At 71.3% G+C, this 20750-nt stretch carries 23 protein-coding genes; 16 read left to right on the top strand and 7 right to left on the bottom strand.

Translation table 11 applies throughout. The features are described from left to right. Nucleotides 1-7 precede the first annotated feature (7 nt). The 8 genes from IF46_RS0104440 to IF46_RS0104405 all read left to right on the top strand — a co-directional run bounded on the left by IF46_RS0104440 (nucleotide 8) and on the right by IF46_RS0104405 (nucleotide 6967). Nucleotides 8-1051 (top strand): aromatic ring-hydroxylating dioxygenase subunit alpha, encoded by a 1044-nt coding sequence (locus IF46_RS0104440; RefSeq protein WP_030486976.1) that lies wholly within the window; start codon nucleotides 8-10, stop codon nucleotides 1049-1051. After that, nucleotides 1048-1266 (top strand): hypothetical protein, encoded by a 219-nt coding sequence (locus IF46_RS0104435; RefSeq protein ID WP_030486975.1) that lies wholly within the window; start codon nucleotides 1048-1050, stop codon nucleotides 1264-1266. Before IF46_RS0104440 ends, IF46_RS0104435 begins: the two co-directional genes overlap by 4 nt. After that, nucleotides 1263-2216: a PDR/VanB family oxidoreductase gene (locus IF46_RS0104430; RefSeq protein ID WP_036391010.1), complete on the top strand. Its 954-nt coding sequence runs from the start codon at nucleotides 1263-1265 to the stop codon at nucleotides 2214-2216. Before IF46_RS0104435 ends, IF46_RS0104430 begins: the two co-directional genes overlap by 4 nt. 30 nt (nucleotides 2217-2246) lie before the next feature. Further along, nucleotides 2247-3002 carry an IclR family transcriptional regulator gene (locus tag IF46_RS0104425; protein ID WP_030486973.1) on the top strand — a complete coding sequence of 252 codons (756 nt, stop codon included), beginning with the start codon at nucleotides 2247-2249 and terminating at the stop codon, nucleotides 3000-3002. Nucleotides 3003-3078: 76 nt separating this feature from the next. Continuing rightward, complete coding sequence (locus IF46_RS0104420) at nucleotides 3079-4005, top strand: SDR family oxidoreductase (protein ID WP_030486972.1); 927 nt, start codon at nucleotides 3079-3081, stop codon at nucleotides 4003-4005. 25 nt (nucleotides 4006-4030) lie between these two features. Beyond that, complete coding sequence (locus IF46_RS0104415) at nucleotides 4031-4912, top strand: amidohydrolase family protein (protein WP_030486971.1); 882 nt, start codon at nucleotides 4031-4033, stop codon at nucleotides 4910-4912. Nucleotides 4913-4929: 17 nt separating this feature from the next. Further along, a complete protein-coding gene (locus IF46_RS0104410; protein ID WP_030486970.1) occupies nucleotides 4930-5382 on the top strand; it encodes a MaoC family dehydratase in 453 nt (150 codons plus the stop codon). Between the two features lie 58 nt (nucleotides 5383-5440). Next, nucleotides 5441-6967, top strand: coding sequence for an acyl-CoA synthetase (locus IF46_RS0104405; RefSeq protein WP_030486969.1), 1527 nt, complete (start codon nucleotides 5441-5443; stop codon nucleotides 6965-6967). Here IF46_RS0104405 and IF46_RS0104400 read toward each other — a convergent pair. The 7 genes from IF46_RS0104400 to IF46_RS0104370 form a co-directional block, all read right to left on the bottom strand. Next, nucleotides 6891-7778 carry a PaaX family transcriptional regulator C-terminal domain-containing protein gene (locus tag IF46_RS0104400; RefSeq protein WP_036391008.1) on the bottom strand — a complete coding sequence of 296 codons (888 nt, stop codon included), beginning with the start codon at nucleotides 7776-7778 and terminating at the stop codon, nucleotides 6891-6893. The two genes, IF46_RS0104405 and IF46_RS0104400, sit on opposite strands and share 77 nt — an antisense overlap. 40 nt (nucleotides 7779-7818) lie before the next feature. Beyond that, nucleotides 7819-8631: an ABC transporter ATP-binding protein gene (locus IF46_RS0104395; protein ID WP_030486967.1), complete on the bottom strand. Its 813-nt coding sequence runs from the start codon at nucleotides 8629-8631 to the stop codon at nucleotides 7819-7821. Continuing rightward, nucleotides 8624-9448 (bottom strand): ABC transporter permease, encoded by an 825-nt coding sequence (locus IF46_RS0104390; protein ID WP_030486966.1) that lies wholly within the window; start codon nucleotides 9446-9448, stop codon nucleotides 8624-8626. The genes IF46_RS0104395 and IF46_RS0104390 overlap by 8 nt, the downstream gene beginning before the upstream one ends. Then, nucleotides 9445-10245, bottom strand: coding sequence for an ABC transporter permease (locus tag IF46_RS0104385; RefSeq protein ID WP_030486965.1), 801 nt, complete (start codon nucleotides 10243-10245; stop codon nucleotides 9445-9447). The genes IF46_RS0104390 and IF46_RS0104385 overlap by 4 nt, the downstream gene beginning before the upstream one ends. 73 nt (nucleotides 10246-10318) lie before the next feature. Beyond that, nucleotides 10319-11293 carry an ABC transporter substrate-binding protein gene (locus IF46_RS0104380; protein WP_030486964.1) on the bottom strand — a complete coding sequence of 325 codons (975 nt, stop codon included), beginning with the start codon at nucleotides 11291-11293 and terminating at the stop codon, nucleotides 10319-10321. A gap of 208 nt (nucleotides 11294-11501) precedes the next feature. Further along, nucleotides 11502-12683: a 4-hydroxybenzoate 3-monooxygenase gene (locus IF46_RS0104375; RefSeq protein WP_232233929.1), complete on the bottom strand. Its 1182-nt coding sequence runs from the start codon at nucleotides 12681-12683 to the stop codon at nucleotides 11502-11504. A gap of 17 nt (nucleotides 12684-12700) precedes the next feature. Then, on the bottom strand, nucleotides 12701-14161 hold the full coding sequence (locus IF46_RS0104370) for a benzaldehyde dehydrogenase (protein ID WP_030486962.1): 1461 nt from the start codon (nucleotides 14159-14161) through the stop codon (nucleotides 12701-12703). Between the two features lie 309 nt (nucleotides 14162-14470). Between IF46_RS0104370 and IF46_RS0104365 the strand changes: the two genes are divergently transcribed. Genes IF46_RS0104365 through IF46_RS0104330 form a run of 8 tightly spaced genes read left to right on the top strand, consistent with a single transcriptional unit; the run spans nucleotide 14471 to nucleotide 20722 of the window. Beyond that, nucleotides 14471-15289 (top strand): CoA transferase subunit A, encoded by an 819-nt coding sequence (locus IF46_RS0104365; protein WP_030486961.1) that lies wholly within the window; start codon nucleotides 14471-14473, stop codon nucleotides 15287-15289. Nucleotides 15290-15315: 26 nt separating this feature from the next. Beyond that, on the top strand, nucleotides 15316-16086 hold the full coding sequence (locus IF46_RS0104360; protein ID WP_036391005.1) for a 3-oxoadipate--succinyl-CoA transferase: 771 nt from the start codon (nucleotides 15316-15318) through the stop codon (nucleotides 16084-16086). Beyond that, nucleotides 16083-16838: a protocatechuate 3,4-dioxygenase subunit beta gene (pcaH, locus tag IF46_RS0104355; RefSeq protein ID WP_030486959.1), complete on the top strand. Its 756-nt coding sequence runs from the start codon at nucleotides 16083-16085 to the stop codon at nucleotides 16836-16838. The genes IF46_RS0104360 and pcaH overlap by 4 nt, the downstream gene beginning before the upstream one ends. Further along, nucleotides 16831-17403, top strand: a complete 573-nt coding sequence (gene pcaG / locus IF46_RS0104350; protein ID WP_030486958.1) for a protocatechuate 3,4-dioxygenase subunit alpha — start codon at nucleotides 16831-16833, stop codon at nucleotides 17401-17403. Before pcaH ends, pcaG begins: the two co-directional genes overlap by 8 nt. After that, complete coding sequence (pcaB, locus tag IF46_RS0104345) at nucleotides 17378-18718, top strand: 3-carboxy-cis,cis-muconate cycloisomerase (protein ID WP_036391003.1); 1341 nt, start codon at nucleotides 17378-17380, stop codon at nucleotides 18716-18718. Before pcaG ends, pcaB begins: the two co-directional genes overlap by 26 nt. Beyond that, nucleotides 18715-19494: a 3-oxoadipate enol-lactonase gene (gene pcaD / locus IF46_RS0104340; RefSeq protein ID WP_030486956.1), complete on the top strand. Its 780-nt coding sequence runs from the start codon at nucleotides 18715-18717 to the stop codon at nucleotides 19492-19494. The genes pcaB and pcaD overlap by 4 nt, the downstream gene beginning before the upstream one ends. After that, complete coding sequence (pcaC, locus tag IF46_RS0104335) at nucleotides 19491-19871, top strand: 4-carboxymuconolactone decarboxylase (RefSeq protein ID WP_030486955.1); 381 nt, start codon at nucleotides 19491-19493, stop codon at nucleotides 19869-19871. Before pcaD ends, pcaC begins: the two co-directional genes overlap by 4 nt. Next, nucleotides 19868-20722 carry an IclR family transcriptional regulator gene (locus IF46_RS0104330; RefSeq protein ID WP_232233928.1) on the top strand — a complete coding sequence of 285 codons (855 nt, stop codon included), beginning with the start codon at nucleotides 19868-19870 and terminating at the stop codon, nucleotides 20720-20722. Before pcaC ends, IF46_RS0104330 begins: the two co-directional genes overlap by 4 nt. Nucleotides 20723-20750: the final 28 nt, after the last annotated feature.

The following is a 20750-nucleotide window of genomic DNA, read 5'->3' as shown; positions in this document are numbered from 1 at the left end:
CGGTCGCATGGCATTCGCACGCAACCAGTGGTATGTGGCGGCCTATGGCAGCGAGGTCGGGCGGGACCTGCTCGCCCGTACGGTGCTCGGTGAGCCGCTGGTGCTGTACCGCACCGGCGCCGGGGAGGCGGTGGCGCTCGCCGACCGGTGCGTGCATCGGCGTTTCCCACTGTCGGAGAGCCGGCTCGACGGCGACACCATCGTCTGCGGCTACCACGGCTTCACCTACGACCAGACCGGCGCGTGTGTCTTCGTACCCGGTCAACAGCGCATTCCGCGCACCGCGCGGGTCACCTCGTTCCCGGTGGTGGAACAGGACTCGTTCATCTGGGTCTGGATCGGTGACCGGGACCGGGCCGACCCGGCCGCGATTCCTCGCGCGCCGTGGTTGGTCGACCCGAGGTACGCGGTGGTGCGGGGCATGGCGCCGCTGAACGCGCGGTACGGCCTGCTGGTCGACAACCTTTTGGACCTGTCCCACGAGACCTATCTGCACGGTGGTTACATCGGCACGCCGGAAGTGGCGAACACTCCGATCACCACCGAGGTGGACGAGGACCGGGGCATCGTCTACGTCAGTCGGCACATGGACGACGCCCAGTGCCCGCCGTTCTACGCGCGCTCGACCGGGATCCAGGGCCGGATCACCCGGTGGCAGGACATCGAGTACCACCCGCCCTGCCTCTACCTCCTGCACAGCCGGATCGCACCGCAGGGCGTCTATCCGCCCGCCGAGGGCGAGGACCGCGAGGCGTTCCACGCGGAGATCGTGTACGCCATCACCCCGTCGACCGAGCACACCACCTACGACTTCTGGGCCGTGGCGCGCGACTTCGCGATCGACGACGAGTCGGTCAGCGAGTACCTGCACCACAGCAACCACACAGTGGTCATGCAGGACGTGACGGCGCTGAACATCCTGGAGCAGGTGATCGCGACCGAGCCGGACCGGTACCAGGAGTTGAGCATCAACATCGACACCGGCGGCCTGGCCGCCCGGCGGCTGCTGGCCCGGATGGTCGGGTCGGGGACGGTGGGAGCGGCGCGGTGAGTTCGCCCGCCGGCATGCTGACCGGGGACCGGGTCTACCGGATCCACTGGATGCCGGGCACCGACACCCTGCGCGGGACCTGCCACTGCGGCGCCGAGCGGCTCGCCGAGGACCCCGTCGAGTTGTGGGAGTGGCTGCTCGCCCACCCGCAGGGCCATCAGGACGTGGCCGTGCCGCCACCCGACCCGCCGAGGCGGTTGGTGATGCGCGCGTGACGGTGGACGTACTGGCCGGTGTGGAGCTGGTGGTGGCGAGCCGGGAGCAGGTGGCGGCCGAGGTCGTGGCGATCCGCCTGTGCCGCGCGGACGGCGGCGACCTGCCCGAGTGGTCGCCGGGCGCGCACATCGACCTGGAGTTGGGCGTCGGGCTGGCGCGTCAGTACTCCCTCTGCGGCGACCCGGCGGACCGCTCGGCCCTGCGGATCGCCGTGCAGCGCGAACCGAACGGACGCGGCGGCTCAAGGCTGGTGCACGAGCGGCTCACCGTCGGCGCGACCGTCCGGGTGAGCGGGCCCCGCAACGCCTTCCCGCTGGTCGCGGCGCGGCATTACCTCTTCGTCGCCGGTGGCATCGGCATCACCCCGATCGCACCGATGGTGGCCGCCGCCGACGCCGCGGGCGCCGACTGGCGACTGGTGTACGGGGGCCGCAGCCGCGCCACCATGGCCTTCGCCACCACCCTGCGGGAGAAGTACGGCGACCGGGTGAGCCTGTACCCGCAGGACGAGACCGGGTTGCTCGACGTGGCCGGGTTGCTGGGCCGGCCCGGCGCCGGGCTCGTCTACTGCTGCGGCCCGGAGCCACTGATCGCCGCGGTGCAGGAGCACTGTCGCGGCTGGCCACCCGGCCGCCTGCACGTCGAGCGCTTCACCGCGCTGGGCGACACCGGTGCTCCGGAGACAACGATCGAGGTCGAACTCGCGCTCTCCGGCCGGACGGTGACCGTGCCGCCGGGTATGCCGATCCTGCAGGCGGTCGAGGAGGCCGGTGTGCAGGTCCTCTCGTCCTGCCGGGAGGGCACCTGCGGCACCTGCGAGACCCCGGTGCTCGCCGGCGTGCCGGAGCATCGTGACAGCCTGCTGACCGAGCAGGAGCGGGCCGTCGGCGACACGATGATGATCTGTGTGTCCCGGGCCCGTACGCCCCGACTCGTCCTGGAGCTGTGAGCGGGCGGTGCGCGCGGGGATGATGGCGGGGTGCGCGCAGAACCGGGGCGGTCGGTGACGAGCAAGGTGCTGGCACTGCTCGACGCGTTCAGCCCGGCCACACCGGCGTTGACCCTGAGCGAGCTGGCCCGTCGCGCCGGGCTGCCACTGTCCACCGTGTACCGGCGGGCGGCGGAGCTGGTCGAGTGGGGGGCGTTGGAGCGCGGCGACGACGGGCGGTACCGGATCGGCCTGCGGCTGTGGGAGGTGGGCTCACTCGCTCCGCGAGGTCTCGGGCTGCGGGAGTTGGCCCTGCCGGTCATGGAGGACCTGTACGAGGTGACCCACGAGAACGTCCAGCTCGCCGTCCGGCAGGGCCTCGAACTCGTCTTCATCGAACGGATCGCCGGGCGGCACGCGGTGCCCGTGCTCACCCGGGTAGGCGGCCGCTTCGCGTTGCACGCCACCGGCGTCGGGCTGGTGCTGCTCGCTCACGCGCCGGCCGAGGTCCAGACGCAGGTGCTGGCCGCGCCGCTGGAGCGGTACACCGCGCTGACCATCACCGACCCGGGGCGGCTGCGTCGCTGCCTCGCCGAGGTACGCCGGGTCGGGTACGCGGTCAGCGACCGCCAGGTCACCATGGACGCCCTCTCGGTGGCCGCACCGATCCGCGTACCGGAGGGTGTGGTGGCGGCGATCTCGCTGGTGGTCGCCCACGAGCGGGCGGATCCGGTGGCGTTGGCCCCGCTGGTCCAGGCCGCGGGCCGGGTGGTTTCCCGCGCGCTGGCACAGACTGCAAATCGTTGACGCCCGATCAAATTCTGCATTACGTTGCCCGTGCGCGTGTTACCCGGAGGTCCGGCATCGACGAAAGGGAGCACTCATGTCACTGGACGGCAAGGTCGCCATAGTCACCGGGTCCGGGCGGGGTCTCGGCCTCGCCTACGCGCAGGAGTTGGCGCGGCGGGGCGCCTCGGTCGTGGTCAACGACGTCGACGCCGATGCCACCGCCGACGCGGTGGGGTCGATCCAGGCGTCTGGCGGCCGGGCCATCGCGGTGGTCGCACCGGTCGGCCCGACCGAGACCGCGAAGGAACTCGTCAGCACGGCGGTCGAGCACTTCGGGCGGCTGGACATCCTCGTCACCAACGCCGGGATCCTGCGCGACAGCGTGCTGTGGAAGATGAGCGACGACGACTTCGACACCGTCATCAACGTGCACCTGCGCGGCACGTTCACCACCGTGCGCGAGGCGGTGCAGCACATGCGGCAGGCCGGCGAGGGTGGGCGGATCATCTGCGTCGGGTCACCCACCGGGCAGCGGGGCACCTTCGGCCAGACCAACTACGCCGCCGCCAAGGCGGGCATCGTCGGCATGGTCCGGACCTGGGCGCTGGAGTTGAAGCGGGCCGGCATCACCGCCAACACCGTGGTCCCGGTCGCCGCGACCGCGATGACCGCCACCGTCCCCTACTTCGCCGCAGCGGTGCGGGCCGAGGCGAATGGCGAGCCGATGCCCGCGTTCTTCCGCCACGATCTGGGCTTCGGCACGGCGGACGACGTGGCCGGGCTCGTCGCGTTCCTCGGCTCCGACGCGGCGGCATCGGTGACCGGGCAGGTGATCGGTGTCGGCGGTGATCGCCTGCAGATCTGGACCCATCCGGAGGCGGCGCTGACCGCGCACCGCGACGGCGGCTGGACCTACGACGCGCTGGTGGCGGCCTGGCCGACGACCTTCGCCGAGGCCGTGCAGAGCGTCGGTGAACGCTTCCCGAAACTCCCCGAGGAGTTCGAGCCCGCGACCCACTGACCCGCCCGAGGAAGGTTGGCCCACCATGTACCAGCCCGCCATCGACCTCGACGGCGTCACGGCGATCGACATGCACGTGCACATCGAGGTCGACGACCACGGTCACGCCTCCCTGCCCGAGCCGCTCGTGGCGGCGGCGTCGGCGTACTTCAAGACGGACGGGCCCCGACCCGCGGTCGGCGCGGTGGCACAGTACTACCGCGAGCGGAGCATGGCGGCCGTCGTCTTCACCGTGGACGCGGGTACGCAGCTGATGCACCCGCCACTGTCGAGCGTCGACATCGCCCGCGCGGCGGCCGAGCACGCCGACGTGCTCATCCCCTTCGGGTCGGTGGACCCGCGCACCGGGGAGGCGGCCCTCGAACTGGCCGCCTGCCTGATCGAGCAGGAGGGCGTACGCGGCTTCAAGTTCCACCCCACCGTGCAGGGCTTCGACCCCAGCCACGACGAGTACGCGCCGCTGTGGGGCCTCCTGGAGCGGGCCGGCGTCCCGGCGCTCTTCCACACCGGGCAGACCGGCATCGGCGCGGGCACGCCGGGCGGCTACGGCCTGCGGCTCGGCCTGTCGAACCCGATCCTGCTCGACCCGATCGCGGCCGACTTCCCCGACCTGCAGATCATCATGGCCCACCCGTCGGTGCCCTGGCAGGACGAGGCGCTGTCGGTGGCCACACACAAGCACAACACCTGGATCGACCTGTCCGGCTGGAGCCCGAAGTACTTCCCGGCCGAGTTGGTGCGCTACGCCAACTCAGTGCTGAAGCGGCGGGTGCTCTTCGGCACCGACTACCCGATGCTCACCCCCGATCGGTGGCTGCGCGACGTGCAGGCGACCGACCTCAAGCCGGATGTGCTCCCGGGCATCTTGAAGGACAACGCGGCCCGGCTGTTGGGCCTTGCCCGGTGACGACGAGAGGAAATGCCATGACGACGACCATCACCTACGACCGGCTCGGCGACCTCGCCGGCACCGATCTCGGTTACACCGGGTACCGCACGGTCAGCCAGGACCAGGTGGACCTGTTCGCGGACGCCACCGACGACCACCAGTGGATCCACGTCGACCCCGAACGGGCGAAGACCGGCCCCTTCGGGGCGCCGATCGCGCACGGTTTCCTCACCCTCTCCCTGGCGGTGCCCTTCTGGACCGAGCTGCTTGAGGTCAAGGGCGTGTCCACGAAGGTGAACTACGGCCTCGACAAGGTGCGCTTCCCCGCGCCGGTCGTGGTGGGGGCACGGGTGCGCATGCGCGCCACCGTCGTCGAGGTCGTCGAGGTCCGCGGTGGTTACCAGATCGCTGTCGACCAGACGATCGAGATCGAGGGCGGGGCCAAGCCGGCGGTCGTCGCACGAGGGCTGTACCGCTTCTACGCCTGAGCCCGGGGCATCCGTCGAGCCGGGCGAGCACACCACCTCCACCCCCGGGAGAATGATGATGCAGCAGCACGGAATCGGCGCCTGGGTCGCCAAGCGCCGGCTCAAGTCCCCGGACAAGGTCGCCATCGTCCACGGTGACCGGTCGACAATGACGTACGGCCAGTTCGCCGTCGCCGCGGACCGGATCTCGGCGGTGCTGCGCGAGTGCGGAGTCGGCAAGGGTGACTCCGTCGCCTACCTGGGTGAGAACAGTCCCGACCTCCTTGCGGTGATGTTCGGGGCGGCGCAGGTCGGGGCGGTCTTCGTGCCGGTCAACACCCGGCTCGCCGGGCCCGAGATCGCCTACGTCCTCGCGGACTGCGGCGCGCGGGTGCTGATCCACGACCCGGACTTCGCGGTGCCGGTGGCCTCCGCCGCAGCGGCCGCCCGGACCCCGTACGTGATCGTCACCGGCGAGGGCACCGCGGACCGTCCGGGGCTGGCCCCCCTGGCGCGGGCCGTCGTCGCCGGGTTCACCGACCACGCCGACACCGTCCACCGGGATCCGGCGGCGATCATCTACACCTCGGGCACGACCGGTCGGGCCAAGGGCGCCGTGCTGACCCACGGCAACCTCACCTGGGTTGCACTCAACTGTGTGGTCGACTACGACGTCGTCTCCACCGACGTCGCCCTGATGATCTCGCCACTGTTCCACGTCGCCTCGCTCGGGATGGGCGCCCTGCCGGTCATCCTCAAGGGCGCCACGATGGTCATCGAGAGAGGCTTCGAGCCGGGCCGCGCGCTCGCGCAGATCGAGCGGCACGGGGTCACCATGCTCAGCGGCGTGCCGACCACCTACCAGTTGATGGCCGACCATCCCGCCTGGGCGTCGACGGACCTGTCGACGCTGACGAAGCTCACCTGCGGAGGTTCGGCGGTGCCGACCCGCATCCTCACCGCGTACGAGGCGCGGGGTCTGTCGTTCTCGCAGGGTTACGGCATGACCGAGGCCGCGCCGGGCGCGACCGCGCTGCCGGCGGCGATGACCCGGGTCAAGCAGGGCAGTGTCGGTCTGCCGCACTTCTTCACCGACGTGCGGATCACCGACGTGACAGGTGCCGTGGTGCCGGTCGGCGACGTCGGTGAGATCGAGGTGGCCGGGCCCAACGTCTTCCCCGGTTACCACGGCCTCCCGGAGGCGACCGCCGAGGCGTTCACGGCCGACGGGTGGTTCCGTTCCGGCGACCTTGGCCACCTGGACGCCGACGGCTACCTCTACATCTCTGGCCGACTCAAGGACATGATCATCTCGGGGGGCGAGAACATCTACCCGCTCGAACTGGAGCAGCTGCTCACCGAGGTCGACGGGGTGACCTCGGCGGCGGTCATCGGCGTGCCGGACGAGCGGTGGGGGGAGGTGCCGTGGGCGATCGTGACCGTCCGGGAGGGGGCGTCGGTGGACACCGCCACCGTCCGGGCGTGCCTCGACGGCAGGATCGCGCGCTACAAGTTGCCGAAGAACGTCGTCATCGTGGACGAGTTGCCACGGACCGCGTCGGGGAAGGTGCGGAAGGCTGATCTGCGGACCCGCTTCGGCGGCTAGTCGCGGGCCGGGTCGCGACGAGTTCGGCGAACTCCGCCGCGGACGCCTCGGCCAGCTTCTCGTGCGCCCGGCGGTAGGTCTCGGCCGACCTGGTGGCGGGCCACTGCGCGTCCATGAACTCGGCCGGCAGCCTCGGGTCGGCGCGCAGCAGCGCGAGCCAGTCCGCCACGAGCATCGTCCGCACGGTCAGGGCGCTCGGCGCCATCGCCAACGCCGACGGGTCGTCCCACACGTCGATGAAGGCGAGGTGCGCGCGCCGGATCGCCTCGATGTCCCACGCCGCGCGTACGCTCTCGCCGATCGGGAACCCGGCGAGTTCGCGGGCGTGGAAGGCGACCACGGTGTTCGGCGCGAGGTCCTGCCGCAGGGGCTCCAGCGAACCGGCGAGGTCGACCTCGCCGGGCGCGAGCCAGAGCCCGTCGCGCAGCGGCGCGAAGCCCTCCCAGGTGAGGGTCGAGCGCAGTCGGTGCCGCAGCGTCCGCTGATGCTCCGGGATCGAGAAGGTGACCAGGGTCCACCCGCTGCCCTGCGGGTCGAACGGCCGCGGCCCGCGAACCCGGTACGTCGCCTCGCGTAGCACCGCGACCCCGTGCTCGGTCAGCGAGAAGAGGGTCTCCCGGCCACTCCTGCTGCGGGCGAGGATGCCGCTGTGCACGAGACGGTCGAGGGTCGCGCGGGTGGCCGGCGCGGCGACGTCGGCACCCTCCAACACGTTGATCAGGGCACTCGCCCGGATCGGGCCGGTTGCGCCATCGACGACGTGTTCGCCGAAGAAGGCGAGCAACAACTGCTTCGGCTGACGACTACCCACAGTGCTCCCCTTCGGCGAAAACGGTGCCCCTGGTCGCCGATCACCGCGCGGACCGCGGGGCCACAGTCTGCCCGCGCTTGGCCCGCTGGATCTGGTCGTAGACGTGCGTCCGCAACTGGGTGAAACGGGGCAGGGCGCGGGTCGTGATCTGATCGCGCTCCGGCGGCAGGTCGATCGCGAGGTCCTCCTGGACCCAGGTCGGCGACGTGGACAATACTAGAACCCGCTGACCCAGGTAGACCGACTCGTCGATGTCGTGGGTGACGAAGAGAACAGAGATGGTGCGGCTGGCGTGCAGCTCGCGGACCAGGTCCTCCAGGTCGGCCCGGGTCTGTGCGTCCACCGCGGCGAACGGCTCGTCCATGATCAGAACGTCGGGCTGGTAGGCGATCGCTCGCGCGATCGCCACGCGCTGTTGCATCCCCCCGGAGAGCTGCCACGGGTGGCTGCGTGCGGCGTGCGCTAGGCCCACCGCCTCAAGAGCGTCGACGACCAGCTTGGCCCGGGCCGCGCGGGACAGCTTCTTGTGCCGCAACGGAAGCTCGACGTTTCCGCGCACCGTCAGCCAGGGGTAGAGGCTGCGACCGTACTCCTGGAACACCACGGCCATGGCGGGGCTGGGCCCGGTCACCGGCGAGCCGTCCATCTCGACCACGCCGCTGGTGGGTCGCAGCAGGCCGGCGAGGCACTTCAGGAGAGTGGTCTTGCCGCATCCGGACGGCCCGACGATGCAGACCAGCTCGCCGGCGTCCATCGTGAAGCTGATGTCCCCGATCGCCTCGACGTTCCCCGTGGCGGACTCGTAGACCTTCCGCAGGTGCTCCACCCGCAGCAGGGTGCGTCGATCAGGCACGGTTGACCTCCCTGATTCCGTGGTACCAGCGCAGCACGCGCCGTTCGACGAGACCGAAAGCTACGGCGAGGAAGACGCCGACGAGACCGAGGAGGAGGATGCCGCTCCACATCTCGGCGATCAGGTAGTTGCGCTGGAAGTAGGCGATCCGGTAGCCGAGGCCGGAGGACGAGGCGAACATCTCGGAGATGACCATCAGGATCAGCGCGACCGAGAGGGCCTGCCGGACCCCGGCCATGATCCGCGGGCTGGCGGCCGGGAGCACGAGGAACCAGAGCCGTTCCCACCAGGAGACCTGGAACGACTCCGCGGTCTCCTTCATGACACTGTCCGTCGCCCGGACACCCTCGATCGTGTTCAGCAGGATCGGCCAGACCGCGCCGGAGACGATCACGACCACCTTCATGGTGTCCGTGATCCCGAGCAGGAGCATGACCACCGGGATCAGTACCGGCGGCGGGATCGCCCGGAGGAACTCCAGCAGCGGTTCGAGGAGTTCCCGCAACCAGACGACCAGACCGATGACGGTGCCGGCGGCGATGCCGAGCACGATCGACGCGGCGACACCGAGGCCGAGGCGGGCGAGGCTCGGCAGCACGTCCTCGACGAATGCCGGGCCGACCCAGGTCTGCAGGAAGGCGTCGGCGATCGTCAACGGGCCGGGGAAGAACCGGCTCGTCCCCCTCGTCGACACCAGGCCCCAGCTGACCAGAAGCAGCATCGGCAGCCCGAGCGGGTAGAGCAGGCTCGCCGCGATCCGGGGGCCGACCCGCCGGCCACGCGTCGTGGTGGCGATCCGGCTGGTGTACGCGCTCACCGCGCCTCCTCTCCTCGGATCGACTGGTGCCACGACAGCACCCGACGCTCGATGAACCGGAAGACGATGTTCACCGCGAGCCCGAGCAGGCCGGTGACCACGACCAACGCGTACAGGCCGGCGGCGTCGCCGGCGGACCGGGACAGCTCGATCATGCGCCCGAGGCCGGGGTTACCGATCACCATCTCCGCGGTGATGGCGAGGATGAGCGCGACCGCCGCCGCGAGCCGCAAACCCGTCATGAGGTACGGCAGAGTGGTCGGTAGGACGAGGTGCGTCAACTGCTCCCGCCGGGTCAGACCGAAACTGCGGGCGGTGTCGCGAGCCACCACGTCGACGTCGGCGACGCCGTAGATCACCTGCACGAACACCTGCCAGAACGACGCGTAGACGATGATGACGAGGGCGGCCTGCATCTGGATGCCGAACATCAGCACGGCGAGCGGGATGAGGGCGACCGATGGGATCGGCCGCAGGAACTCGACGACCGTGTGGGTTGAGCGCCGCAGGAACGGCACCAGCCCGACGACCGTGCCGAGCGCGACGGCGGCGATCGTCGCCACCGTCAGGCCGATCGCCCAGGACGTCATGGTGCTGCCCAGCCGCCGCCAGAACGCGAGGTCGACGAGCTGCTCGAACAGCCGCGCCAGCACGTCCGTCACGTACGGCAGATACAGCGGGTTGACCAGGCCCAGCGTCGGGATCAGCTGCCAGACGACGAGGAACCCGGTGAGGCCGACGACGCCCAGCAGGGCCTTGCGTAACGCGCGCAGGCGTCTGGTGGAGAACACGCGCATGTCACTCCCGTCGTCAGGCGGGCGGCGGTGCCCTCCCCGGTCCCGGGGGCCAGGGAGGGCGGGGTCGCGCCGGCTACTGCTGCTGGATGAGACGGTCGAAGTTGGGTTGCTTGTCGAGCACCTTGTACTTCTGCGCCAGCTCGGCAAGGGTCTGCAGGCTCGACCGGTCGACCTGCCAACCGAAGGCCGGCAGCCGCACCGACTCGGCCACCGGTGGGGGCAGCTCCAGGTTGTCCTTGATGGCCTGCCGCAGGGCCGGCTCGTTGGCGGGGTCCTTGGCCCATTCCAGCGTCTTCTTCATCGCCGCCGTGAAGTCCTCGACCAGCTTGGCGTCCTTGTCCGTACGTTCCTTGGTGGTGATCGTGGTGAGGGTGGTCAGGCCGGGCACCACCGCCTGGTAGGGGGCGACGATGAAGGTGTCGCCACGGGCCTTGAGCTGCGTGACAAAGGGCTCCGGCACCCAGGCCGCGTCGATGTTGCCTGCTTCGAGCTGGGCCGGGGCGTCCGGGAAGGCGACCTCGACGAACTTGATTTTGGACGGGTCGCCGCCGTCCTTCTCGACCGCCGCCATGATCGTCACGTCGCCGGCGGCGCCCAGGCTGTTGACCGAGACCCGCTTGCCCGCGAGGTCGGCAGGCCGTTTGATGCCGGACTTCGCCGAGGCCACCACGGCGTTGATGTCGTCGCCGTCGGCGTACGAGGAGGCGTAGTTGCCGATGATGACGACGCCGAGGTCGCGCAGGTCGGCCCGGAACGGGCCGAAGGGCTGGCCGATCGCGAAGTCGATGTCGCCGTTCATCAGCGCCGGAATGGCCTGCGCGCCACCCTGGGCGGGCAGCACCTCGACCTGGAGCCCGCGCTCGGCGAAGAGGCCCGCCTTGATGCCGCCCCAGAGCGCGGCGGTCTCGGTGATCGGCAGGGCCGCGACCCGGACCTTGCGGGACTCGCCTGAGGTCTGTTCGGACGGGTTGGACGCGTCGGAGTCGGTACATCCGGTGAGGGCGATCGCGGTAGCGGCGATCAGCCCGAGAGCCAAGACCTTCTTCATTGACGAGGCCCTTCCTGGGCGGGGGTGGTGGGTGCGTCGGAAGTCGGCGGATGCCTCGGATCTGCAGGTGAACTACCGCTGCGTGGGGGCGCACGCCGCTGTGTTGGCCATGGTCAGTCACCCCAGCATCGAAAGTCAATAATTTCTGACGCCCGTCATGGATAAGTTGAACAACGGTGCGCGGTGGCGGCGTGGCGCACGCGCGTGCTCAGACCTCGGGCAGGCCCACGTAGTTCTCGGACAGGCTGGTGGCGTAGGCGTCGGAGGTGGCGACGTAGCGCAGCGTGGCGGTCTGCAGCTTCGTCTCGTACGGGTCGTCGCGCTCCAGCCGGTGCAGCATGGAGGTCATCCACCAGGAGAAGTGCTGGGCCCGCCAGACCCGGCGTAGCGCCGTGGCCGAGTAGGTCTCCAGCAGATCGGTGTGCCCTCTGTCGTACCACGCGGCGAAGGCATCGCCGAGCAGCGCGACGTCGGCGAGGGCCAGGTTCATGCCCTTCGCTCCGGTGGGTGGGACGATGTGCACGGCGTCGCCGGCCAGGAACAGCCGCTCCCACTGCATCGGCTCGACCACGAAGCTGCGCATTCCGGTGATGGACTTCTCCAGGATCGGCCCCTCGTTGAGCGACCACCCCGGCACCGTCTCCAACCGCGTCCGCAGCTCCGCCCAGATTCGCTCGTCCGGCCACGCGGCGATGTCCTCGTCTGGCGCGACCTGCAGATACAGCCGGGAGATCTCGGGGGAGCGCATGCTGTAGAGGGCGAAGCCCCGTTCGTGGTGGGCGTAGATGAGCTCCTGCACCGCTGGCGGGGCGGCGGCGAGGACCCCCAACCAGGCAACGGGGTACGCCCGCTCGTAGGTGGTCAGTACCCCGTCGGGCACCGCGCCGCGGCTCACCCCGTGGAACCCGTCGCAGCCGGCCACGAAGTCGCAGTGCAGCTCCTCGTCCCGCCCGTCGCGTCGAAAGTGGACGACCGGCGAATCCGAGTCGAGACCGTCCAGGCGTACGGCGTCGGCCTCGAAGAGGATCGACCCACCGGCCGCGAGCCGGGCGGCGATCAGGTCCTTGACCACCTCCTGCTGCCCGTAGACGGTGATCGCCCGCCCGGTCAGATCTGCCATCGGCACCCGGTGCGACTCCCCGGCGAAGCGCAGCTCGATGCCCTCGTGCCGCAGCCCCTCCCGTTGCAGCCGCTCGCCGACGCCGCTGCGGCAGAGCAGGTCGACCGAGCCCTGTTCGAGGACTCCCGCCCGCAGCCGGTGTTCGACGTAGTCGCGGCTGCGGCTCTCCAGCACCACGGACTCGATTCCCCGCAGGTGCAGCAGGTGCGACAGCATGAGCCCCGCCGGCCCGGCGCCGACGATGCCGACCTGGGTACGCATCTCTGGCATCCTCCTCTCCTGCGGTGTCAGAACGGGTACCGCGTGATGGTGCCCTGCACGGTCAGCCACTGGGTCTCGGTGAACGCCTCGACGTTCGCCGCTGGCCCGCCGAACCGGGAGCCGGTGCCGGAGGCGCCCACCCCGCCGAACGGCGCCACCGCCTCGTCGCTCACCGTCTGGTCGTTGATGTGCACGATCCCGCTGGGGATCCGGTCGGCGAGGGCCATCGCCCTCATCACGTCCCGGCCCAGGATGCCCAGCGACAGGCCGTACTCGGTGTGCCGGGCCAACTTCACGGCCTCGTCGGAGTCGGCGAAGGTGATCACCGGCGCGACCGGGCCGAAGACCTCCTGTGCGTACGCCGGGGTCGCGGGGGTGACGTCGGTGAGCACCGTCGGCCGGTAGAACAGCCCGTCGTAGGTGCCCCCGGCCGCCAGCCGGGCACCCGCCTCGACGCTGGCCGTGACCAGAGAATGGATCTTGTCGCGCTGGCGCTCGTCGATGATCGGACCGAGCGCCACCTGCTCCTTCGCCGGGTCGCCGACCGGCAGATGGTTGGCCTTCTCCGCCAACCGCTCGACATACCGCTCGGACAGACTCTCGTGCACCAGGTGCCGCCCGGTGGTCATGCAGATCTGGCCCTGGTGCAGGAACGACCCCCAGGCGCCGGCGGAGACCGCGAGGTCCAGGTCGGCGTCGTCGAGCACGATCAGCGCCGAGTTGCCGCCGAGTTCGAGGTGCGCCCGCTTGAGGTGGCGTGCCGCCGCCTCGCCGACCTTACGGCCGGCCGCGGTCGACCCGGTGAAGCTGATCACCCGGGCGTTCGGGTCGGCCACCAGCGCCTCGCCGACCTCGACGCCGCCGGAAAGGACGTGCAGTAACCCGCCGGGCAGGCCGGCCTCCTCGAAGACCCGGGCGATCGAGACACCACCGCAGACCGCGGTGCGCGGATCGGGCTTGAGCACCACGGCGTTGCCCAGTGCCAGGGCCGGGGCGACGGAACGGGTGGCCAGGATGAGCGGGAAGTTGAACGGCGCGATGACCCCGACAACGCCGACGGGCAGCCGGCGAGCCAGGCTGAGCCTCGGTTGCGCGCTCGGGATGATCTCGCCGAGCGGGTGCGAAGCCAGCGCCGCCGCCTCGTAGCACTCCTGCGCCGCGGTATCGGTCTCCACACCGGCCTTGGGTGGGATGGACCCGGCCTCCCGCACGATCCAGTCGCCGATCTCGGGGGCGTGCCGCTCGTACAGCTGCCCGGCCCGGCGCAGCACCGCGGCCCGCTCGGCGTAGCCGGTGGCGGCCCAGTCGCGCTGGGCGGTGGCGGCTCGGGCGCAGGCGCGCGTCACATCGTCGGCGTTCGCCACGCCGACCTGGCCGATCTCCTCCCCGGTGGCGGGGGACCGTACGGGCGCCGTGCCGCCGGCCGGCTCCACCCAGCCATCGCTGTGCAGCATGCCCTGCCAGGTCGTGGCGTCCAGCAGTGTCATGGCGGTCCTCCTGGGGGCGTGGGGCCGGTGGGGTGGTCCGGGGTCATCGGGCGGGGCGGGCGTGCGCTCGCGAGGGCCGGGAGTGTTCGCTGACCGAACGACCGTTCTCTGCATGAACGTTGGCACGTGGCTCGGCTCGCGTCAACGCATCGGCCGACGTGACTACCGAACACTGTGGACCTGCCGCTCCGGGACGGGCCAACCTGCCGTTGACGGACGCCGTCCTCCGTCGTACGTTCGATATGAGTACGGCAGTCCGCATAGCGAACGGCTGGCGGCGCCACGGTTTTCGCAGGAGGCGGGAGGCTCATGGCGAAGCTCGTCTCGCTTGCCGACGGCGTGGCGCACCTGGTCCGCGACGGTGACGTGGTCGCCCTGGAGGGGTTCACCCACCTCATCCCGTTCGCCGCCGGCCACGAGATCATCCGCCAGGGGCGGCAGGATCTGACCCTGGTGCGGATGACCCCCGACGTCATCTACGACCAGCTCATCGGCGCGGGGTGCGCCCGTCGCCTGGTCTTCTCCTGGGGCGGCAACCCCGGCGTGGGGTCGCTGCACCGCTTCCGGGACGCCGTGCAGCACTCCTGGCCGCGTCCGCTCGAGCTGGAGGAGCACAGTCACGCCGGCATGGCGAACCGGTACGTCGCCGGGGCGTCCGGGCTGCCGTTCGCCGTCCTGCGCGGCTACACCGGCACCGACCTGCCTCGGCACACCGCCAACATCCGGCCCATCACCTGCCCCTTCACCGGCGAGACGCTCACCGCCGTCCCCGCCCTGCGTCCCGACGTGACAGTGGTGCACGCCCAGCGCGCCGACCGCGACGGCAACGTGCAGATGTGGGGCATCACCGGAGTGCAGAAGGAGGCGGTGCTCGCCGCCCACCGGTCACTGGTCACCGTCGAGGAGATCGTGGACGAGCTGGAGCCCGTACCAGGGCAGGTCATCCTGCCTGGCTGGGCGATCACCGCCGTGGCCGAGGTGCCCGGTGGCGCGCACCCTTCCTACGCCCACGGCTACTCGGTGCGGGACAACGACTTCTACCGGTCCTGGGACGCCGTCAGCCGGCACCGCGACACCTTCCGCGCCTGGCTGGACCAGCACGTGCACCAGGCCGGGGCGGCGGCATGAGTCGGCGCAGCGAGCGAGGGGACGCGATGGCGGGCTGGACCGCGGACGAGATGATGACCGTCGCCGCCGCGCGGCAACTGCGCGACGGAATTGCCTGCTTCGTCGGGATCGGGTTGCCCAGCACCGCGGCGAATCTCGCCCGGGCCACCCATGCCCCGAACCTGGTGCTCATCTACGAATCCGGCTGCCTCGGCGCGAAGCCGGACCGGCTTCCGCTCTCCATCGGGGACGGAGTCCTCGCCGACACGGCTGACGCGGTCGTCTCGGTGCCGGAGGTCTTCAACTACTGGCTCCAGCCCGGCCGGATCGACGTGGGTTTCCTCGGCGCCGCGCAGCTCGACCGGTACGGCAACATCAACACCACGGTCGTCGGCGGCGACTACGACGCCCCGAAGGTCCGCCTGCCCGGCGCTGGTGGCGCCCCGGAGATCGCCGCCTCCTGCGGCGAGGTCGTGGTGATCGTCCGGCAGGACCTCCGGACGTTCACCGAACGGGTCGACTTCGTCACCTCGGTCGGGTACGGGTCGGGTCCGGGTGACCGGGAGCGGCTCGGCCTGCGCGGCGGAGGTCCCCGAGTGGTGATCACCGACCTCGGCGTCCTCGAACCCGACCCGGTCACCTGTGAACTCACCCTGACCCGCCTGCACCCCGGCGTGACGCGGGAGCAGGCGCGGGCGGCCACCGGCTGGGACCTCGCCGTCGCCGAGGGGCTGACCACGGGTGAACCGCCGACAGCGCGGGAACTCGCGGTGCTGCGGGCGCTGGAGGCGACGAAGTCTGACGGGAGACGACCATGACCACCCAGGACACCGTTCACCAGGCCAACAGCGGCCTGGTGCTACCGCAGTATCGGCGCGACGACGTCGACGCCCACCCACCCCTGCTCAGCCCTGGCTACAAGTCGACGGTGGCGCGGGCGCCGAAGCACCCGCTGATCCACCTGCCGCAGCGGCTGACCGAGGTCACCGGGCCGTTGCTGGGGGAGGGGCGGCTCGGTGCGCTCGACCACGACCTGACCCGCCAGCACGACGGTGAGCCGCAGGGACAGCGGATCATCGTGCACGGGCGGGTCCGCGACGGTGACGGTCGACCGGTTCCCCGCACCCTCGTCGAGATCTGGCAGGCCAACGCCGCCGGCCGCTATCGCGACGCTCGCGACACCTGGCCGGCGCCGCTCGACCCGCACTTCGAAGGGGTGGGCCGGGCGCTCACCGACGACCAGGGCCGGTACCGGTTCGTCACCGTGCAGCCCGGCGCCTACCCCTGGCGTAACCACGACAACGCCTGGCGGCCGGCGCACATCCACTTCTCCCTCTTCGGCCGCGCGTTCACTCAGCGGCTGGTCACGCAGATGTACTTCCCGGGCGACCCGCTCTTCTTCCAGGACCCGATCTTCAACTCGGTCCGCGATCCGTTCGCCCGGGAACGGATGATCGCCCGCTACGACCACGCCACCACGGCACCGGAGTGGGCGCTGGCGTACGAGTTCGACATCGTGCTGCGCGGCCGGGAGAGCACCCCCTTCGAGGACGAGGACGACGATGAGTGAGCGACTCGGCGTCATGCCCGCGCAGACCGTCGGGCCGTACCTGCACATCGGTCTGCGCTGGCCGGACGGCCCGTACGTCGTGCCCGAGACGACGCCGGGCGCGTTCTGGATCAGGGGTCGGATCGTCGACGGCACCGGGGAGCCGGTGGTCGACGCGATGGTGGAGAGCTGGCAGGCCGACCCGGACGGCCGGTTCGACCACCCGGACGACCCGCGTGGCGCCCGACCGCCTACGCTCGCCGGCTTTCGCGGCTTCGGGCGCAGCGAGACCGACGGGCAGGGGTGCTACCGGCTGTGGACCGTCAAGCCGGGCTCGCTGCCCGAGCCGGACGGCGGCACCGAAGCCCCCCACCTGACCCTGTCGGTCTTCGGGCGAGGGCTGCTGCACCGCCTCGTCACCCGGCTCTACTTCGCCGACGAGCCGGCGGCGAACTCCGCCGACCCCGTGCTGCGCAGCGTCGAGGCCCACCGCCGGGACACCCTGCTGGCGAACCCCACGGCGGACGGGTTCCGGTTCGACATCCACCTACAGGGAGACCATGAGACCGTCTTCTTCGCCGTCTGACAGTCTGCTCGGCGGCGTCTCCGGTGCCCCGGACGTCGACGCGGAACTCAGCGACCCGTCCCTGCTCCAGGCGATGCTCGACGTGGAGGCGGCGCTCGCCCGGGCCACGGCGGACGCCGGCATCCTGCCCGTACCGGCCGCCCAGGCGATCGTCGAGCAGTGCCGGGCCGACCGGTACGACCCGGGCGTGCTCGGCCGGGCAGCCGACGCCACGGGTAACCCGGTTGTCCCGCTCGTGGCTGAGCTGACCACCGCCGTGCCGGAGCACGCCCGAGCCTGGGTGCATCTCGGCGCGACCAGCCAGGATGTCCTGGACACCGCGCTGGTCCTGGTGGCCGTGCGGGCGCTCGGGCCGCTGCTGCGGCACCTCGACGCCGCCGTGGACGCCGCCGCCCACCTGGCCGACACCCACCGGGACACCGTGATGGTCGCCCGGACCCTCGGACAGCAGGCGGCGCCCACCACGTTCGGGCTCAAGGCCGCCGGCTGGCTGACCGGTCTGGTCGAGGCCCGGGACCGACTGCTCCAAGCCAGCGCCGACCAGCCAGCGCAACTCGGCGGCGCGGTCGGCACCCTGGCCGCGTTCGGCCCGGCCGGTGCCGAGGTCGCCGAGCGGTTCGCGGCCCACCTGAGCCTCCCGTCGAGCCCGCTGCCGTGGCACACCCGCCGCCAGCCCTGGCTCGATCTGGCCGCCGCCCTCGGTGGGCTCCTCGTCGCCGCCGGCAAGGTGGCGCTCGACGTCGGGTTGCTCGCCCAGAACGAGATAGCCGAGGTCGCCGAGGGCGGCACCGGACGCGGCGGCTCCTCGGCCATGCCGCACAAGCGCAACCCGGTGGACTCGATCCTCGTCACCGCCGCGGCGCGACGCGGTCCGGGTCTCGTCGCCACCCTGTTCGCCGCCGCGGTGCAGGAACATGAACGGGCTGCCGGCGCCTGGCACGCCGAATGGGAGCCCCTGCTCGACCTGCTGCACGTGGCCGGCGGTGCCGCCGCCCGGTGCGCCCGGATGCTGGTCGGGCTTCAGGTCAGCGCGCAACGAATGCGGGCGAACTTCGATGCCACAGGTGGTCTCCTGCTCGCCGAGGCGGTCGCCGCGCGACTGGCGCCCGCCGTCGGTCGCGGCGTCGCCCACGACCTGGTGACCCGCGCCGCCGCCGCACCCTCGTTCCGCGCCGCGCTGCTCGCCGACCCCGAGATCCGCGCCTACCTGTCCGAGGGTGAGATAGCCGAGGCGCTCGACCCGTACCGCTGGCTCGGCTCGGCCGGTCGGTTCGTCGACCGGGCCCTGGTCGCCGCCCGGAGAGCCGGCCGATGACAACCCGGTTGCATCTCGTCGTCGACGGCCCAGCCACCGCGCCGGTGCTGCTGCTCGGCAGCTCCCTCGGCACCGCCGCCGCGATGTGGGAACCCCAGGTCCCGGCGCTCGCCGAACGGTTCCGGGTCATCCGGTACGACCACCTGGGCCACGGCCGCTCGGCGGTGCCGCCCGGGCCGTACACATTGGATCTGCTGGGCCGGGAGCTGCTGCGGACACTTGACGATCTCGACGTGCCGTGGGTCCACTACGCGGGGTTGTCCCTCGGGGGCATGGTGGGCATGTGGCTCGCCGCACACGCCCCCGATCGGGTGCGGCGGCTGGCGTTGCTCTGCACGTCGGCGTCGCTCGGCCCACCCGAGCAGTGGCGCGAGCGCGCGGCGACGGTGCTCGCCGACGGTCTGCCGGCGATCGCCGACGCGGTGGTGGCCCGCTGGTTCACTCCGGCCTTCGCCGCGGCCCGGCCGGAGGTGGTCGCCACCTACCGCGCCATGCTGACCGCGACGTCGTCGGCCGGATACGCCGCCTGCTGCGCGGCGATCGCCGCGATGGACCTCCGACCCGACCTCGGCCGGATCGCCGCGCCGACGCTTGTCATCGCCGGGTCCGATGACCCGGCCACTCCGGTGGCGCACGCCCACCGGATCGTCGAACGCATCCCGGGGGCCCGGCTGGTCGTGCTCGACGCGGCGGCACACCTGGCCAACGTCGAGCGACCCGAGCAGGTGCGCCGACTCCTGCTGGAACACTTCGACGAGGAACGTGGGGACAGATGAACGACCGTGAGCGGCACGAGGCGGGCATGACGGTACGTCGACAGGTGCTCGGTGACGCGCACGTGGACCGTGCGATCGCTGGCACGGACGAGTTCACCGCCGACTTCCAGGACTTCATCACCCGCTACGCCTGGGGGGAGGTGTGGAACCGACCGGGCCTCGACCGGCGTACCCGTAGCTGCATCACCCTCGCCGTGCTCGCCAGCCTGCACCATGACGAGGAGTTGGCGATGCATGTCCGCGCCGCGCTGCGTAACGGCCTCACCCCGGCGGAGGTGGCGGAGGTTCTGCTCCAGGTCGGCGTCTACGCTGGCGTACCGGCGGCGAACCGGGCGTTCAAGGTGGCCCGGGAGAACCTGCGGCAGGAGGCTGGGTGAGCGTGAGCGAGGAGGCGGCGAGGTCGCCGGAGTTCGTCCAGTCGCTGGAGCGCGGCCTCGCGGTGATCCGGGCGTTCGACGGCGAACATCCGCAGCTCACGCTCAGCGAGGTGGCCAGGAGGACCGGGCTGACCCGGGCCGCGGCGCGTAGGTTCCTGCTTACCCTGGTCGAGCTGGGCTACGTGCACACCGATGGCCGGCTCTTCTCGCTGCGGGCACGGATCCTCGAACTCGGCTACGCGTACCTGTCCAGCCTGAGTCTGCCCGAGGTGGCGCAGCGGCACATGGAGGCGCTTGTCGCGCGGGTGCACGAGTCCTGCTCGGTGTCGGTGCTCGACGGCGACGAGGTGGTCTACGTCGCCCGCGTCCCCACCAAGCGGATCATGACGGTCGGGATCAGCGTCGGCACCCGGTTCCCCGCGTACGCCACGTCGATGGGCCGGGTGCTGCTCGCCGCGCAACCGGGGGACTGGTTGGACGACTACCTCGCCACGGCGCAGCTGCGGCCGCTGACGCGGCGCACCGTCACCGACCCGGCGAAGCTGCGTACCGCCCTGAGGAAGATCGCCGCCCAGGGGTACGCCATCGTGGACCAGGAGTTGGAGGAGGGGCTGCGGTCGGTGGCCGCGCCGATCCACGGCGAGAACGGTTCGGTGATCGCGGCGGTGAACGTGTCGGCGCACGCCACCCGAGGGTCCTTCGAGATGATTCGTCGGGAGCTGCTCCCGCCGCTGCTGGCCGCGGCGAAGCGGATCGAGGAGGACCTCCGGGGCGGCCAGAGCCGGACACCGGCCGCAGACGCCGTCGCACCCGTTCCTCGTGCTCGTCTCAACGCAGGCCCGCCGCACTGACAGCTGCGTCCGGACGCCACAGGTGTGG

This window comes from Micromonospora chokoriensis (assembly GCF_000718555.1).
In the GTDB taxonomy this organism is placed as follows: domain Bacteria; phylum Actinomycetota; class Actinomycetes; order Mycobacteriales; family Micromonosporaceae; genus Micromonospora; species Micromonospora chokoriensis_B.
Note: the sequence above shows the minus strand (reverse complement) of the source record. Positions and strands in the feature narration are given on the sequence as shown.

What these genes read in the sequence shown, in the direction of transcription:
- IF46_RS0104440 (WP_030486976.1), top strand. Translation starts at nt 8, where the DNA reads ATGGCATTCGCACGCAACCAGTGGTATGTGGCGGCCTATGGCAGCGAG.
- IF46_RS0104420 (WP_030486972.1), top strand. Translation starts at nt 3,079, where the DNA reads ATGTCACTGGACGGCAAGGTCGCCATAGTCACCGGGTCCGGGCGGGGT.
- IF46_RS0104415 (WP_030486971.1), top strand. Translation starts at nt 4,031, where the DNA reads ATGTACCAGCCCGCCATCGACCTCGACGGCGTCACGGCGATCGACATG.
- IF46_RS0104410 (WP_030486970.1), top strand. Translation starts at nt 4,930, where the DNA reads ATGACGACGACCATCACCTACGACCGGCTCGGCGACCTCGCCGGCACC.
- IF46_RS0104405 (WP_030486969.1), top strand. Translation starts at nt 5,441, where the DNA reads ATGCAGCAGCACGGAATCGGCGCCTGGGTCGCCAAGCGCCGGCTCAAG.
- IF46_RS0104385 (WP_030486965.1), bottom strand. Translation starts at nt 10,245, where the DNA reads ATGCGCGTGTTCTCCACCAGACGCCTGCGCGCGTTACGCAAGGCCCTG.
- IF46_RS0104380 (WP_030486964.1), bottom strand. Translation starts at nt 11,293, where the DNA reads ATGAAGAAGGTCTTGGCTCTCGGGCTGATCGCCGCTACCGCGATCGCC.
- IF46_RS0104375 (WP_232233929.1), bottom strand. Translation starts at nt 12,683, where the DNA reads ATGCCAGAGATGCGTACCCAGGTCGGCATCGTCGGCGCCGGGCCGGCG.
- IF46_RS0104370 (WP_030486962.1), bottom strand. Translation starts at nt 14,161, where the DNA reads ATGACACTGCTGGACGCCACGACCTGGCAGGGCATGCTGCACAGCGAT.
- IF46_RS0104365 (WP_030486961.1), top strand. Translation starts at nt 14,471, where the DNA reads ATGGCGAAGCTCGTCTCGCTTGCCGACGGCGTGGCGCACCTGGTCCGC.
- IF46_RS0104360 (WP_036391005.1), top strand. Translation starts at nt 15,316, where the DNA reads ATGGCGGGCTGGACCGCGGACGAGATGATGACCGTCGCCGCCGCGCGG.
- pcaH (WP_030486959.1), top strand. Translation starts at nt 16,083, where the DNA reads ATGACCACCCAGGACACCGTTCACCAGGCCAACAGCGGCCTGGTGCTA.
- pcaG (WP_030486958.1), top strand. Translation starts at nt 16,831, where the DNA reads ATGAGTGAGCGACTCGGCGTCATGCCCGCGCAGACCGTCGGGCCGTAC.
- pcaB (WP_036391003.1), top strand. Translation starts at nt 17,378, where the DNA reads ATGAGACCGTCTTCTTCGCCGTCTGACAGTCTGCTCGGCGGCGTCTCC.
- pcaD (WP_030486956.1), top strand. Translation starts at nt 18,715, where the DNA reads ATGACAACCCGGTTGCATCTCGTCGTCGACGGCCCAGCCACCGCGCCG.
- pcaC (WP_030486955.1), top strand. Translation starts at nt 19,491, where the DNA reads ATGAACGACCGTGAGCGGCACGAGGCGGGCATGACGGTACGTCGACAG.